The 13,898-nt window shown below is 71.3% G+C and carries 12 protein-coding genes; 5 read left to right on the forward strand and 7 right to left on the reverse strand.

Annotated elements, in window-relative coordinates:
* Positions 1–29: 29 nt before the first annotated feature.
* A complete protein-coding gene (locus tag ACIBKY_RS22400; protein WP_397098955.1) occupies positions 30–683 on the reverse strand; it encodes a class I SAM-dependent methyltransferase in 654 nt (217 codons plus the stop codon).
* A gap of 140 nt (positions 684–823) precedes the next feature.
* Between ACIBKY_RS22400 and ACIBKY_RS22405 the strand changes: the two genes are divergently transcribed.
* The 3 genes from ACIBKY_RS22405 (at position 824) to ACIBKY_RS22415 (ending at position 2,495) form a co-directional block, all read left to right on the forward strand.
* The gene (locus ACIBKY_RS22405; protein ID WP_397098957.1) at positions 824–1,618 is read left to right on the forward strand and encodes a Bax inhibitor-1/YccA family protein; all 795 of its coding nucleotides are present in this window, start codon (positions 824–826) and stop codon (positions 1,616–1,618) included.
* A 157-nt stretch (positions 1,619–1,775) separates the two neighbouring features.
* Positions 1,776–2,009 (forward strand): DUF4287 domain-containing protein, encoded by a 234-nt coding sequence (locus tag ACIBKY_RS22410; protein WP_184967573.1) that lies wholly within the window; start codon positions 1,776–1,778, stop codon positions 2,007–2,009.
* A gap of 75 nt (positions 2,010–2,084) precedes the next feature.
* Positions 2,085–2,495: a PPOX class F420-dependent oxidoreductase gene (locus tag ACIBKY_RS22415; protein ID WP_397098959.1), complete on the forward strand. Its 411-nt coding sequence runs from the start codon at positions 2,085–2,087 to the stop codon at positions 2,493–2,495.
* Between the two features lie 460 nt (positions 2,496–2,955).
* On the opposite strand, the gene ACIBKY_RS22420 is transcribed toward ACIBKY_RS22415, so the two are convergent.
* From ACIBKY_RS22420 to ACIBKY_RS22440, 5 genes are all read right to left on the reverse strand, one after another.
* Entirely contained in the window at positions 2,956–4,203 is a 1,248-nt protein-coding gene (locus ACIBKY_RS22420; protein ID WP_397098961.1) for an acetyl-CoA C-acetyltransferase, read from the reverse strand.
* 56 nt (positions 4,204–4,259) lie between these two features.
* Positions 4,260–5,306, reverse strand: coding sequence for a serine hydrolase domain-containing protein (locus ACIBKY_RS22425; RefSeq protein ID WP_397098963.1), 1,047 nt, complete (start codon positions 5,304–5,306; stop codon positions 4,260–4,262).
* A gap of 126 nt (positions 5,307–5,432) precedes the next feature.
* Positions 5,433–5,804, reverse strand: coding sequence for a hypothetical protein (locus ACIBKY_RS22430; RefSeq protein WP_397098965.1), 372 nt, complete (start codon positions 5,802–5,804; stop codon positions 5,433–5,435).
* Positions 5,805–5,860: 56 nt separating this feature from the next.
* Positions 5,861–7,201: a PQQ-binding-like beta-propeller repeat protein gene (locus tag ACIBKY_RS22435; RefSeq protein ID WP_397098967.1), complete on the reverse strand. Its 1,341-nt coding sequence runs from the start codon at positions 7,199–7,201 to the stop codon at positions 5,861–5,863.
* Positions 7,202–7,262: 61 nt separating this feature from the next.
* Positions 7,263–8,246: an SGNH/GDSL hydrolase family protein gene (locus tag ACIBKY_RS22440; protein ID WP_397098969.1), complete on the reverse strand. Its 984-nt coding sequence runs from the start codon at positions 8,244–8,246 to the stop codon at positions 7,263–7,265.
* 127 nt (positions 8,247–8,373) lie between these two features.
* On the opposite strand from ACIBKY_RS22440, the gene ACIBKY_RS22445 reads away from it, so the two are divergent.
* Entirely contained in the window at positions 8,374–9,750 is a 1,377-nt protein-coding gene (locus ACIBKY_RS22445; protein WP_397098971.1) for a cystathionine beta-synthase, read from the forward strand.
* On the opposite strand, the gene ACIBKY_RS22450 is transcribed toward ACIBKY_RS22445, so the two are convergent.
* Entirely contained in the window at positions 9,747–10,604 is an 858-nt protein-coding gene (locus ACIBKY_RS22450) for an NAD(P)-dependent oxidoreductase (protein ID WP_397098973.1), read from the reverse strand. The genes ACIBKY_RS22445 and ACIBKY_RS22450 overlap by 4 nt on opposite strands.
* Positions 10,605–10,667: 63 nt before the next feature.
* Here ACIBKY_RS22450 and ACIBKY_RS22455 point away from each other — a divergent pair, with 63 nt between their 5' ends.
* Positions 10,668–13,793, forward strand: coding sequence for a BTAD domain-containing putative transcriptional regulator (locus ACIBKY_RS22455; protein ID WP_397098975.1), 3,126 nt, complete (start codon positions 10,668–10,670; stop codon positions 13,791–13,793).
* The last annotated feature ends 105 nt before the right edge of the window (positions 13,794–13,898 follow it).

Here is a 13,898-nt window from a genome sequence, read left to right on the forward strand (position 1 = left end):
AAGACACGCCGGGTGAATTCTCTGTGTAATTAAGAACTCCCATATACGTAAGCGCCGCGCTTCGTCAGCGTCAGCGGGGTGCGTACCCGGGAGGCCCGCTCCTCGGCGTCCGCCGGGCCGACGAAGCGGGCCACGAGGTAGTCGCGCACCGCCGCCCGATCGCCGAGCGTGACCAACGGGGCGTCCCACGACTCGACCTCCACCCGCTCGAAGACCTCGCCCACGAGAGCGGGCGCCTCCTCGGCGTCGAACGTGGTCGCCGCGGGCCGCCAGACCCCGGCCAGTTCCGGGGAGTCGGCGCGGCTGGGGGTGACGGCCACGAACAGTCCGCCCGGCCGCAGAACCCGCCGCGCCTCGCGGATGGCGAGGAGCGGGTCTGCGAGGTGGTAGAGCATGTTCACCGCCGTGACGGCGTCGAAACTCCCGTCACGGAACGGCAGCGCCGCCGCCTCACCCAGAACCCGGGGCGCCGGATGCGCGCGCAGCATGGTCATCGACCCGTCCAGGCCGACCACCTGGGGCGACTCGGCCCGCAGATTCCCGTCGCCGCAGCCGACGTCCAGCACCCTGGCGAACGGGCGCAGGCGCTCGGCCAGCCGTACGTAGAGGGCGCGGGCGGCGGGCGAGCGGGAGCCCAGCGCGAACCTGCGCGGGTTGACGTCGTAGTCACGCGGAACGCTCACGACCTCCAGTGAACCCGGGAACTCCGCCCGCCCTCCACTCGTTATTGAAATCTCGAAAGCACATAGATCCGAGCGGGAGTTGACCTCTGCGACGCTCGGTCCCTTAGGCTGACCGCACTGGTCGCAGCGTGGAGGCAGCGATGCAAAGCAAGAACCCCGTCTTCAGCAAGTCCCGAAGTACCCAAGGGCAAGGTTGGGCAGGCCCGTCGGCGACGCCGCAGGACCTGCAGGACATGTACAACCAGCCGTCGTACGCCCCGCCGGCCAGCCCCGCATACCGGACGATGACCCTCGATGACGTCGTCATCCGCGGCTTCATCACGCTCGGTGTGCTGGTCGCGTCCGCGGGCGCCGCGTGGATCCTCGAGGTGCCCATCGCGGTGGCGGTGGTCTCGGCGATCATCGCGCTGGTCCTCGGCCTGGTCGCGTCCTTCAAGATGAGCACCAACCCGGCGCTCATCCTGGGCTACGCGGTCTTCGAGGGTGTGTTCCTGGGCGCGCTCAGCAGCATCTTCGAGCAGCGTTTCCCGGGCATCGTGCTCAACGCCGTGATCGGCACCATGATGGCCTTCCTGGGCGTCCTGGCCGTCTACACGTTGCGCATCGTCCGGGTCACACCGAAGCTGGTCAGGTTCGTCGTCGCCGCGGCGATCGGCGCGCTCGGCCTGATCCTGGTCAACTGGATCGCCGCGTTCTTCATGCCGGGCGGCCTCGGCCTGCGCACCGACAGCCCGATCGGCATCATCTTCAGCGCCGCGATGATCCTGCTCGGCTGCTTCTTCCTCCTGCTCGACTTCGACTCCATCGAGCAGGGCGTCAAGCAGGGCGCTCCGGAGAAGTTCGCGTGGCAGTGCGTCTTCGGCCTGACGCTGAGCCTCGTCTGGATCTACCTCGAGGTGCTCCGCTTCATGAGCTACTTCAGCGGCGACGACTGATCGACCAGGTCACAGCCGATCATTGAAGGCCCCGCCGCCCGGCGGGGCCTTCTCTGTGTGCGACCACAAAGTCACAAAACGCTTCCGATTTGGGGGTTGCACTTCACGACCTCGTGTTGCAGTGTCAAGCAAAGGACCCGAATCCGTGGAGGTGCCCATGTCCTTGAACCACTCACCGGAGACGCAAACAAAGCTCATCGCCAGGGTCCCGTCTATAACGGGGCGCGAACTCCCAGAGTGGTTCCAAGCGATCGACAACGGCCCGGCTTTCCTCAGGTGCGACGAGCGGGCCAACTGGCTTGCCGACGAGCACGGGCTGACCCACGGCTACGCCGCCGCGATCGTGTTCGAGCACGAGCGGCACCGCCGTAACCGGATGGGCTTCATCTAGAGAGCCCGAACCCCAACCTTCGCGCCCGTGCCACCGGTACGGGCGCGCGCACGTGCCACGCGCGATCATGTATCCATGGACCTGAACAAGGCACGCGACTTCCTCCGCGGCCACCACCGCGCCGTCCTCCTCACCCGGCACCGCGACGGGCGCCCGCAGATGTCCCCGGTGACCGTGGGCGTGGACGCGGACGGGCACGCCGTCGTCAGCACCCGCGAGACCGCCGCCAAGACCCGCAACATGCGCCGCGACCCCAACGTCGCCCTGTGCGTGTTCTCGGACAGTTTCTATGGCGACTGGGTCCAGATCGAGGGCCAAGCGGAGATCATCCCGCTACCGGACGCGATGGACCACCTGATCACCTATTACCGCGACATCTCCGGCGAACACCCCGACTGGGACGACTACCGCTCCGCCATGGTCCGCGACCAACGCGTAGTAGCCCGCATCACCCTGACCAAAGCCGGCCCCGACACCCACGGCTAACCCCCACCGCGAGCCACCCCACGCCCGAGGAGTCGGCCCACGCTCGGGGGTCGGCCCACGCCCCGGCCTCGACGTGTGGGGTTTCCCGGCGCTGTGCTTGGCGCGCGGGCTGGGCGGCGCGGGGCGACCAGGGCCGCGAACACGGGGCGATCGGCTGGTCAGAGCCGTGACCGTGGGCACCGGGTCACGAGGCCGTGGGTGTCGGGTCACGGGGCCGTGGGTGTCGGGTCACGGGGCCGTGGGTGTCGGGTCACGGGGCCGTGGGTGTCGGGTCACGGGGCCGTGGGTGTCGGGTCACGGGACCGTGGGTGTCGGCTCGCGTGGGCCGTTGCGGCGGGGACCACGTCCGACGTGAGAAGCGACCCCCACGATCGGCGCCCGCCGACGGCGGCGGGTGGCGTGGGGGTGGCTTCGCCGTAACGGATCCAAAGGCCGTGACGGATCCAAAAGAACAGAAGAGCTACGAGAGGCGCTCGAGGAGCATTGCCATGCCCTGGCCGCCGCCGACGCACATGGTTTCGAGGCCGATGGACTTGTCGTGGTGCTGGAGGCTGTTGATCAGGGTGGAGGTGATGCGGGCGCCGGTCATGCCGAACGGGTGGCCGACCGCGATGGCGCCGCCGTTGACGTTGAGGCGGGCCAGGTCGATGCCGAGGTCCTGGTACGAAGGGATCACCTGGGCCGCGAACGCCTCGTTGATCTCGACCAGGTCGACGTCCTCGATGGCCATCCCGGCGCGCGTCAGCGCCATCTTGGACGCCTCCACCGGCCCCAGGCCCATGATCTCGGGGGACAGGCCCGTGACGCCGGTGGAGACGATGCGGGCCAGCGGGGTGATGCCCAGTTCGGCGGCCTTGGTGTCGCTCATGACGATCACCGCGGCGGCGCCGTCGTTGAGGGGGCAGCAGTTGCCCGCGGTCACGGTGCCGTCGGGGCGGAAGACGGGCTTGAGGCCGGAGACCGCCTCGTAGGTGGTGCCGGCGCGCGGGCCGTCGTCCTTGCTGACGACGCTGCCGTCGGGGAGCGTGACGGGCGTGATGTCCTTCTGCCAGAAGCCGTCGGCCAGTGCCTTCTCGGCGAGGTTCTGGGAGCGGACGCCGAACTCGTCCTGTTCGCGGCGGCTGATGCCCTTGAGCTGGGCCAGGTTCTCGGCGGTCTGTCCCATGGCGATATAGATGTCCGGGACCGTGCCGTGGTGGCGCGGGTCCTCCCAGGTCTGGCCGCCGGCGGCGAACGTGGCGGTCCTGGCGCGGGCCTGGTCGAAGATCGAGTTTTCGAGCTTGGGCCGGGGCTGCTCGGTGTCCTGGGGCCACGGCACCGAGTCGGAGTTGCCGTTGACGAAGCGCGAGACCGTCTCGACGCCCGCCGAGACGAACACGTCGCCTTCGCCCGCCTTGATCGCGTGGAAGGCCATCCGGGTGGTTTGGAGCGAGGAGGAGCAGTAGCGCGTGATGGTGGTGCCGGGCACGGTGTCCAGGCCGAGCATCACCGACACGACACGGGCCATGTTGAAGCCCTGCTCGCCGCCGGGCAGACCGCAGCCCAGCATGATGTCGTCGATCGTTGCCGGGTCGAGCTGCGGCACCTTGGCCAGTGCCGCCTTGATCATCTGCACGGTCAGGTCGTCGGGACGGATGTCCTTCAACGACCCTTTGAAGGCACGGCCGATCGGCGAGCGTGCGGTCGCGACGATGACAGCCTCAGGCATGGGAGCCCCTCCTCGGTTGGCATTCCCCAGAACTATATTTCAGTCGGAATGACCTCTCAGCAGAGGGCCTTGGCGGCGATGCCGAACAGGTCCGCGGTGGAGGCCTTCTCGGTGCCGGGGTTCAGCGAGAGCGTCATCGTGGCGCCGTCGTCGGTGGTGAAGCTGAAGGTCAGGTAGCCGATCAGCTCGCCGCTGTGCCCCCACGCCGCCTTGCCGCAGGGCAGCGGGTACTTCTGCAGGCCCAGGCCGTAGCCGAACCCGGCCTTGGTGTCCTCGGTGGTTCGCATCGCCGCCAGCGACTTCTTGCTGGTGAGCTCGCCGGTCAGCAGCGCCTTGGTGAAGCGGTTGAGGTCGCGGGTGGTGGAGATCATCTCGCCGGCCGCGCCGTCCAGGGACGGGTTCATCCTGGTCGCGTCGACCATCTTTCCGTCCACGGGCTCGTAACCGCGAGCGTGCGGGTACGGCACGCCCGGCCGGTCACCGGGCACCGACGTCCGCGTCAGCCCGAGCGGCCGCAGGATCCGCCGCTCCACCTCCTTGCCGTAGGGACGGCCGGTCACCTTCTCGATGATCATTCCGGCGACCACGTAGTTGGTGTTCGAGTACGACCAGGCCTTGCCCGGCTCGGTGTGCTCGCCCCTGTCCGCGACCTTCAGCAGTTCGGCCGGCGTGTAGTGCCGGAACCGGTCCTTGCCACGCCAGCGGTTGGTGGAGTACCCGGCTTCGTGCATGTAGTCGTAGAGCCCGCTGGTGTGGTTGAGCACCTGCCGTACCGTGGCGGAGCTCTTGACCTGCTCGCCCAGGTAGGTGGAGACCGGCGCGTCCAGCCGGACCTTGCCCTCGTCCACGAGCTGCATGATCACGGTGGCGGCGAACGTCTTGGTGACGCTCCCGATCCGGAAATGCCCGTCCGCCCTGGCCGGTGCCGGCGATCCGAGGCTTCTGGTGCCCGCCGCGGCGGTCCGGCTGCCCGCCTTGTTCTCCACCCGGATCAGCGCGGCCGTGGCCTTGTTCTCGGCGACAAGCTTGTCCAGCATGCCCTGGACCTCGTCGGCGGGCGTGGCGGTGGTGAGGGCGAGGGCGGCGATCAACAGTGTCTTCATGGCCGGAAACGCTACGAGCGGGTGGGCGTCGCTCCCATGAGGTACGCCATCCGGTTCGCCTGGGGAAAACCACACCCCGTGTCCTTCAGGTTCCAGCCCGCCGGCCGCCCGCGTTGAGCGGGGACGTCAGTTGCCGCAGGCCCGGGTGATGACCTGGAGCGAGCCGGTGGTCTCCGAGCGGATCTTCTGGATGGCGGCGGGAACGTCGGTGACCTCGATCTCCTGGTAGGAGCGGGACAGGGCGCTCAGCGCGTCGTTGAGCGCGGCGTTGCCGGACTCGACGCCGATGTTCTTCAGCCGCTCCGCCGCCGCGTCCACGGTCTTGTCCAGCTCGGGGGGATCGCCCGCCAGGCCGGGGATCTTCGACAGGAGGTCGTCGGCGACCTTGGTCGCCTCGTCGCAGGCCTCCGTCGCGTTGAGGATGGCTCCTGCCTCCTGGATGGTGCCGCAGCCGGAGGCGAGAACGACCGCGACGAGAACGGCCGGGAGTCGTCTCATGCGTGCGACCTTACCCAACCGATGTGGGGGCCGGTCCCGGAACCGGCCCCTGGGCACTATCCGTACATGCCGGGCGCGTTGGGGGTGCCGTCGTTGACGCCGTGCATGGCGCCCTTCTCGTCGCGCCACATGCGCCAGCCCTCCTGGCTGCCGGTGAACCAGGACGGCGGTGCGGACGAGCCGGGGACGCGCTTGCCGGCCGCCAGGTCGTACTCGCAGACCGCGGCCACCGAGTAGAAGCCCGGCGCCTGCCCGCGCAACGGCAGCGGCTTGGGGTCGGTGACGCAGAAGCTCCAGCCGGTCTCGTCCTCGATCGGCAGCGGTTTGCCCGAGGCCAGGTCGTAGGCGGTGCCCTTGGTGTTGTGCTTGAGGAAGCCGAGCTTGTCCATGCGGTCGGGGAAGGCCAGCCACCAGCCGGAGCCGGGCACCTGGGTGGCGGTGATCTGGCCGACGACGCGGCCGCTGTCGGAGTCGAGGCGGGCGAATCCGCCATAGGCGCCCTGCTGGTCGACCGGGCGGACGACGGGGGCGAAGCCGGGGTTGCCGCTCGGGTAGACGCGGACGACCGAGGGCCGCATCCAGTTGATGCTGCCGTCGCTGATCCGCATGGAGAACAGCCCGAACGTGGAGACCTTCTTGGTGCGCGGGTCGGTGTAGGGGGCGATGTATCCGGTGAGGTTGTCGCCGGTGGCGCCGAAGGCCCAGCCGCCCGACATGTCGATGCCGGGGCCGAGCGCCTGCTCCAAAGGCTGCTGCCACTGGAGCTTGCCGGTCTTGAGCTCGTAGGACTCGATCATGGGGTTGGCCGCGAGCCTGAGCAGCAGGACCCGGTTGGCGTCCGACCACTCGACCTCGGCGAGGCCGGGCAGCTTCCACATGGTCTTGCCGGTGACCGGTTCGAGCACGACGACGCGGGCGCCGCTCAGCGCGGTGTGCTCCGACAGGCAGATGTACGGCCCGCAGCGCTGCGGCCCGAACGTCGAGTGCACGGGCCTGGCCCACTTCTGCTGGCCGGTGCGCCCGTCGCGGGCGATGAGGGTGGCGTTCCAGCGGGACTTCTTGGCCGGGTCGAGTGCGACGACCACGGGGCGGCCGTCGGCGGCGGGCACGATCGCGGGGGCGGAGACGCCCATGCCGGGCAGGCGTCCGGCCATGGTGGCCGGGTACTGCCACAGCTTCTTGCCGGACTTCTGGTCGAGTGCGACGGTCTCAAGGTTGCCGTCCGGCTTCATGGAGGTGGTCGTGACGACGCCCGCGGCGGCGGCCATCCGGCTGACGGCGTTGACGTCGGTGTTGTGCCACGTGGGGAATTCGGCGGTGGCCGCGTCGCTGCCGGAACAGCCGGTGGCGGCGAGTACGGCGAGGGCGAGGGCCGGTTTCGTGAGAGGTCGGAGCACGAGGCTATCCATCTCCAGTGGGGACGGGGCGTGGCGGCTCGGCCTCGGAGGGTGACCGGGGTCAGGCGTCGTTGAGCAGCTCTCCCAGTCGCCGGCGGAACAACGTCACCCACTTTCCGTAGGGGCCGGTCGCCCGCCCGGCGACCCGGGTCGCGCTGACCTCGGTTCCGGGTTCCTCCGCGGCCGTGGCCGCCGCAAGGTAGATCGGTTGCAGTCCTTCGCCACGGACGGGTCGCGGCTCGGGCCACAACGCCAACGCAGCGCATACAGAAGGTAGCACCGCGTAAGCGGCCTGGGCGTAACCTCGGTCAGATGGATGGAAACGATCCGGTCCGAACATTTCGCCCGGGTTTGTTGCGAATTCCGGGCCGAGGATGTCGGCGAACGCGACCGTCCTGCCGCCCGCCTCGACCACGGCCACCGTCTGCGCGGCGGCGAGCTGGCGGCTCCACCGCCGGGTGACCCAGCGCAACGGCTGCGCCAGCGGGCGTACGGTCCCCAGGTCCGGGCAGGTTCCCACGACCACCTCCGCCCCCGCCTCGCGCAGCCGGCGCACCGCCTTGGACAGGTGCCGCACCGCCACCGCCGGCGGCGTCTGGGTGGTGACGTCGTTGGCGCCCACGAAGACCACCGCGATCTCTGGCCGCACCCGCAGCGCCTGGTCCACCTGCTCGCCCAGGTCGGCGGAGGGCGCCCCGGAACGGCCGAAGACGTCCAGCCGCACCGGGCGCTCGGCCACGGCGGCCAGGCCGTGGGCGAGCAGCACCCCCGGCGTCCTGGCCGGGTCGGTCATGCCGAGCCCGACGGAGGTCGAGTCGCCGAGCATGACGAGCCGCACGGGCTCGCCGGAGAAGTCCCCGTACACGCCGTCGGACGGCGGGCCCTCCATGCCGTGCGGACGGCCGATCACCTTGCGCGCGACCAGGCTCTCCGCCATCAGAAGCCCGTAGGCCGTGGCTCCCAGGGCCGTCAGCCCGCCGCCTCCGAGCGCGGCAGCGGCCGCGATCTTCCGCGCCGCCCGCGCCACCCCCGGTGTCCAGATCACGTAGCGTGCCCCCCTCGACCCCACTGGCGGTAGCGTTTGTCTGAAACTAGCCGAGCGCCCGCCACCCCCTGGGGATCTCGGCGCCCGGCAAGCTGACCAAGCTTCGGTAAAGAAGGTGAACACCTCGGTGCGCGTTTACGATTCCCTGGTCGAGCTCATGGGGAACACCCCGCTCGTCCGGCTGCACAAGGTATCCGCGGGACTGCCTGCCCAGGTGCTCGCCAAGGTCGAGTACTTCAACCCCGGCGGATCGGTCAAGGACCGCATCGCCGTACGCATGATCGAGGCCGCCGAGCGGTCGGGAGCGCTGCGCCCCGGCGGCACGATCGTGGAGCCGACCTCGGGCAACACCGGCGTCGGCCTGGCCATCGTGGCCCAGACCAAGGGCTACCGGTGCGTCTTCGTGGTCCCCGACAAGGTCGCCCAGGACAAGATCGCCGTGCTGCGCGCCTATGGCGCCGACGTCGTGGTCTGCCCGACGGCCGTCTCGCCCGACCACCCCGAGTCCTACTACTCGGTCTCCGACCGGCTGGCCAGGGAGATTCCCAACGCCTGGAAGCCCGACCAGTACTCCAACGAGAACAACCCCGACTCCCACTACCACTCCACGGGGCCGGAGCTGTGGGAGCAGACCGACGGCCGGATCACCCACTTCGTGGCGGGCGTGGGCACGGGCGGCACGATCAGCGGCACCGGCCGCTACCTCAAGGAGGTCTCCGGCGGCCGGGTGAAGATCATCGGTGCCGATCCCGAGGGCTCGGTGTACTCCGGGGGGACGGGCCGGCCGTACCTGGTGGAAGGGGTGGGCGAGGACATCTGGCCGGCCACCTACGACACCACGATCTGCGACGAGATCATCGCGGTCTCCGACAAGGAGTCCTTCAACATGACCCGCCGCCTGGCCCGCGAGGAGGGGCTGCTGGTGGGCGGTTCGTGCGGGATGGCGGTGGTGGCGGCGCTGCGCGTGGCGGCCAAGGCCGCTCCCACGGACATCGTGGCCGTGCTGCTGCCCGACGGCGGCCGCGGCTACCTGTCGAAGATCTTCAACGACGACTGGATGGCCGACTACGGCTTCCTGACCACCTCCTCCGACGAGGGGCTCGTGGCCGACGTGCTGGCCCGCAAGGGCGCGGGGCTGCCGGAGTTCGTGCACGTGCACCCGCACGAGTCGGTCGGCGAGGCGATCGCGATCATGCGCGAGTACTCGGTGTCACAGCTGCCGGTCATGAAGGAGGAGCCGCCGGTCATGGCGGCCGAGGTGGTCGGCTCGATCGTGGAACGCGACCTGCTGGAGGCGCTCTACCGCGGCCGGCTCAGGGCCGACGACCCGATCGCCGAGCACATGTCGCAGCCGCTGCCCACGATCGGCGGCGGCGAGCCGGTGGCGCGGGCGGTCGAGGCGCTGGAGAAGGCGGACGCCGCGGTGGTCCTGGAAGACGGCAAGCCCGCCGGGCTGCTCACCCGGCAGGACCTGCTCGCCTTCCTGGCCAACTCCGCGCACTAGGGCTTCTTGATCGATTCGATCACGGCGCCGAGGCCGTCGGCGCCGTGCCCTTCCCGGTCCGTGCGCGCGAACAGCTCCTTCAGCGCCGCCGGCATGGAGGTGTCCAGCCCGGCGTCGCGGAAGGCGTGCAGGGCGTGTTCCATGCCGACGGCCTGCATGTGCAGGCTGTTCTCCGCGCCCGGGTAGACGCCGGCGTCGATCTCCTCGCTGAGGATCTTCAGGAAGCCCATCGGCCCGTCGCCCGCCAGCGAGCCCACGAGCCCCTGGAAGAAGGGCACGATCTCGGCCGCCTTCACCCCGGCGCTGCCGAGGAGCGCGGCGGAGTACATGTACGCGGTCAGCGTGGACCAGAACACGTACAGCTGCGACTGGTAGAACATCATCGCCAGGCCCTCGTCCGCGCCCACGTGGACCACCTCGCCCAGCGCCGCGAGCGTCGCGGAGTGCCGGTCGAGCACCTCGCGCGGCCCGCTGTAGAAGGCGAAGGAGCCCGGCTCGCCGATGCCGGGCGGCGGCACCATGATCCCCGCCGTGATCAGCACACCGCCGCGCCCCGCCACCCACGCCGCGGCCTCCCGCAGCTTGGCGGGGGTGTCGGAGCTGAGGTTGACCAGCACCTTGCCGTCGAGGTCCACGCCGTCGAGGCTGTCGTACATCGCCTGGTATTCAAGCTGGCTGATCACCATGAGGTCGCCGGTGGGCCGCTCGGCCCGCCTGGCGCCGAGTGCCACCAGAGGATCGGCCTTGGCGGCCGTCCTGTTCCACACGGTCACCTCGAAGCCGGCCTTGAGAAACGTCCGCGCCATCTGGGCGCCCATCGGCCCGAGGCCGATCACTGTCACCTGAGTCGTCATGGCTTCACCCTGCGAGAAGCCGCTACGGAATCTCCACGGGCCCGCTACGGGTTTAATCGGTACGTGGTGAGATTCGGGGTGCTGGGACCGCTCGCGGTGTGGGGCGACGACGGTGAGCCGCTGCACGTGGCCGAGCCCAAGGTGCGCGCGCTCCTGGCCGATCTGCTCGTGCACGGGGGCCACCCGGTCTCGGCGGACCGGCTGATCGACGACCTGTGGGGCGAGCGCCCGTCGCGCAACCCGACCGGCACGTTGCAGGCCCGCGTCTCGCAGCTCAGGCGCGCCCTGGGCGATCCCGGCCTGGTCGTGCGCGGCCCCGGCGGCTACCGGATCGTCGCCGAGCGGGTCGACGCGGCCCGCTTCGAGGAACTGCTCGCCCGCCGCGCCGTCCCGCCGCACGAACGCGCGGCCGAGCTGGGCCGGGCGCTGGCGTTGTGGCGCGGCCCCGCCTACGCCGACGTGGCCGACCTCGACTTCGCCAGGCCCGCGATCACGCGCCTGGAAGAGCTGCGCCTGGCCGCCGTCGAAGAGCTGTCCGAGGTACGGCTGGCCCTCGGCGAGCCGGTCGAGGTGGCCGGCCTGGTGGCCGAGCACCCCCTGCGCGAGCGGCTGAGAGCCGTGCACATGCGCGCCCTGTACCACCAGGGCCGCCAGAGCGAGGCCCTGGCCACGTACGCCGACCTGCGCGAGAGGCTGGCCGGAGAGCTGGGCCTCGACCCGTCGCCGGAGCTGGCCGAGCTACACACCAAGATCCTCCGCCAGGACCCCGAGCTGCGCGCGAGGACGGTGCGCCAAGAGCCTGGCCCGCGCCCGGAGACGGTGCGCCGTGACCCCGGAGCCCGCGACGACCGCCCCGTGCCCCCGCGCCTGCCCGCCGCCCTGGCCCCGCTGGTCGGCAGGGACGACCAGCTCGCCGAGGTCGCCGCCCGGCTCGGCCGCGACCGGCTGGTCACGCTGACCGGCCCCGGCGGCGTGGGCAAGACCAGCCTCGCCCTGGAGGTGGCCCGCCGCCGCACCGAGCGCGTGTACCTCGCCGAGCTCACCGGCACCACCCGGCCGGCCGACGTGCTGGCGGCGGTGGCCGGGGTGCGCGACGACTCCTCGCAGCCGCTGGAGCAGCGGATCGCGCGGGCGCTGGGCGGCAGGCGGGCGCTGCTCGTGCTGGACAACTGCGAGCATCTGATCGAGCCGGTGGCCCACCTGGCGGCCGTCCTGCTGAAGGCGGCGCCGGAGCTAGGCGTGCTGGCCACGAGCCAGGAGCCGCTGGGCGTGACCGGGGAGCGCGTCCACGTGGTGCCGCCGCTGGCCGAGGACGACGCGGTGGCCCTGTTCGCGGCGCGGGCGGGCATCGAGCCGGGCCCGGCGGTACGCACGATCTGCCGCAGGCTGGACGGCATCCCGCTGGCGCTGGAGCTGGCCGCGACGCGGGTGCGGGCCCTCGGGGCCGACGAGCTGGCCAGGCGGCTGGACGACCGGTTCCGGCTGCTCAGCACCGGGATGCGGGACGCGCCGGCGCGGCAGCGGACGCTCCGGGCGATGATCGACTGGAGCTGGGACCTGCTGAGCGAGCCGGAGCGGCTGGTGTTGCGGCGGCTGGCCGTACACGCCGACGGGTGCACGCTGGAGGCGGCGGAGCAGGTGTGCGCGGAGCCGGGCCTCGACGTGCTCGACCTGCTGGCCAGGCTGGTCGACCGCTCGCTGGTCACCGCGGGGCCGCGGTTCCGGCTGCTGGAGTCGGTGGCGGCCTATGGGGTGGAGCGGCTGCGGGAGGCCGGTGAGTACGAGCTGGTCAGGGAACGGCACGCGCGCTACTACACGGCCCTGGCCGAGCGCGCCGACCTGCGCGGGCACGGCCAGCGCGACTGCCTGGAACGGCTCGACCAGGAGAGCGGCAACCTGCGGCTGGCGCTTGAGGGGCCCGAGCCGCTGCGGCTGGTGAACGCGATGGCCTGGTACTGGTTCCTGCGCGGGCGGCTGGGCGAGGCGCGCAGGTCGCTGGCCTACGCGCTGACCAGGGGCGGAGCCTCGGAGGAGAGCGCGATGGCGGCCATGTGGCTGGCCGGGTTCACCAAGGTGATCGGCGAGCCGGCGGAGGCGGTGCCCTACGCGGATCTGGATCCGCGGGGACGGGCCCTGCACGACTGGTTCCTCAGCCACGTGGCCTGGGCCTACGGCGGCTTCTCCGTCCACGACGACCAGGTGGAGAAGGCGCTGACGGCGTTCGGCGCGATGGGCGAGCGCTGGGGCGTGGCCGCCGCGCTCGCGCTGCGGGCCAGACTGGCGGTGGGCCGCGGCGACCTGGCGGCCATGGAGCGTGACGGCGCCCGCAGCCTGGAGATCTTCCGCGAGCTCGGCGACCGCTGGGGTCAGGCCGAGGCCATGGACGCGCTCGACCTGGCCGCCGAGATCCGCGGCGATTACGCGCGGGCCGCCGGGCTGCGCGAGGAGCAGCTACGCCTGGCGGGGGAGCTGGGCATCGCCTCGCCGTTCAAGCTCTCCGGGCTGGGCCGCCTGGCGCTGCTGGAAGGCGACTACGCGCGCGCCGACGACTACCACGAGCGGGCCCGCGCGCTGGCGGTCGAGCAGTCGGTCAAGTCCGCGGAGGAGCACGCCGTGATCGGGCTGGCGATCAGCGCGCGCCGCCAGGGCCGCTTCGCCGACGCCGAGGACTATCTGCTGCCGTGGTTCGCCTGGTTGCGGCAGGTCGGCGGCACGCCGGGCATCGCGTTCGCGCTGGCCGAGCTGGGCTTCGCCGCCGAGCAGCGGGGCGACGCCGAGACCGCGCTGGCCAGGCAGGAGGAGGGCTACGCGGCCGCCACCTCCACCGGCGACCCGCGCGCGGTCGCGCTGGCGCTCGAAGGGCTGGCGGGCGCGCTCTCGCTGGCCGGTCGCGCCGAGGAGGCCGCCCGCCACCTGGGTACGGCCGCCGCCATGAGGAGGTCGGTGGGCGCCCCGCTGCCCGACGGCGAGCGGCTCGACGTCGACCGGATCACCGCCCGCGTCAGGACGAGCCTGGACGCCGGGGCCTTCACCGAGGCCTTCCGCTCAGGCGAGCGGGAACTCGGCGATCACCTCCCAGTAGCCCTCGGGCGTGGGACCGGCGAAGAGCCTGCCGCCCAGAGCCTCCACCCGCTCGGCCATGCCGACCAGGCCGAAGCCGCCACCCAGCCGGGCCACCCTGGGGTCTGAGGCCGAGCCGAAGTTGCGCACCCGCAGCCGCACCGTGCCGACGGTCGCGCTCCCGACGGCTCCTCGCTGGTTGCGCGAGCTGCCGCTCTCGGAGCCTGCTCGCTG

This window comes from Nonomuraea sp. NPDC050394 (genome assembly GCF_044459065.1).
Lineage (GTDB): Bacteria > Actinomycetota > Actinomycetes > Streptosporangiales > Streptosporangiaceae > Nonomuraea.

Bases quoted from the DNA above. Each gene is read 5' to 3' on its own strand.
- ACIBKY_RS22450 (WP_397098973.1), bottom strand. From the start codon at position 10,604: ATGACGACTCAGGTGACAGTGATCGGCCTCGGGCCGATGGGCGCCCAG.
- ACIBKY_RS22430 (WP_397098965.1), bottom strand. From the start codon at position 5,804: ATGAGACGACTCCCGGCCGTTCTCGTCGCGGTCGTTCTCGCCTCCGGC.
- ACIBKY_RS22405 (WP_397098957.1), top strand. From the start codon at position 824: ATGCAAAGCAAGAACCCCGTCTTCAGCAAGTCCCGAAGTACCCAAGGG.
- ACIBKY_RS22410 (WP_184967573.1), top strand. From the start codon at position 1,776: ATGTCCTTGAACCACTCACCGGAGACGCAAACAAAGCTCATCGCCAGG.
- ACIBKY_RS22420 (WP_397098961.1), bottom strand. From the start codon at position 4,203: ATGCCTGAGGCTGTCATCGTCGCGACCGCACGCTCGCCGATCGGCCGT.
- ACIBKY_RS22415 (WP_397098959.1), top strand. From the start codon at position 2,085: ATGGACCTGAACAAGGCACGCGACTTCCTCCGCGGCCACCACCGCGCC.
- ACIBKY_RS22425 (WP_397098963.1), bottom strand. From the start codon at position 5,306: ATGAAGACACTGTTGATCGCCGCCCTCGCCCTCACCACCGCCACGCCC.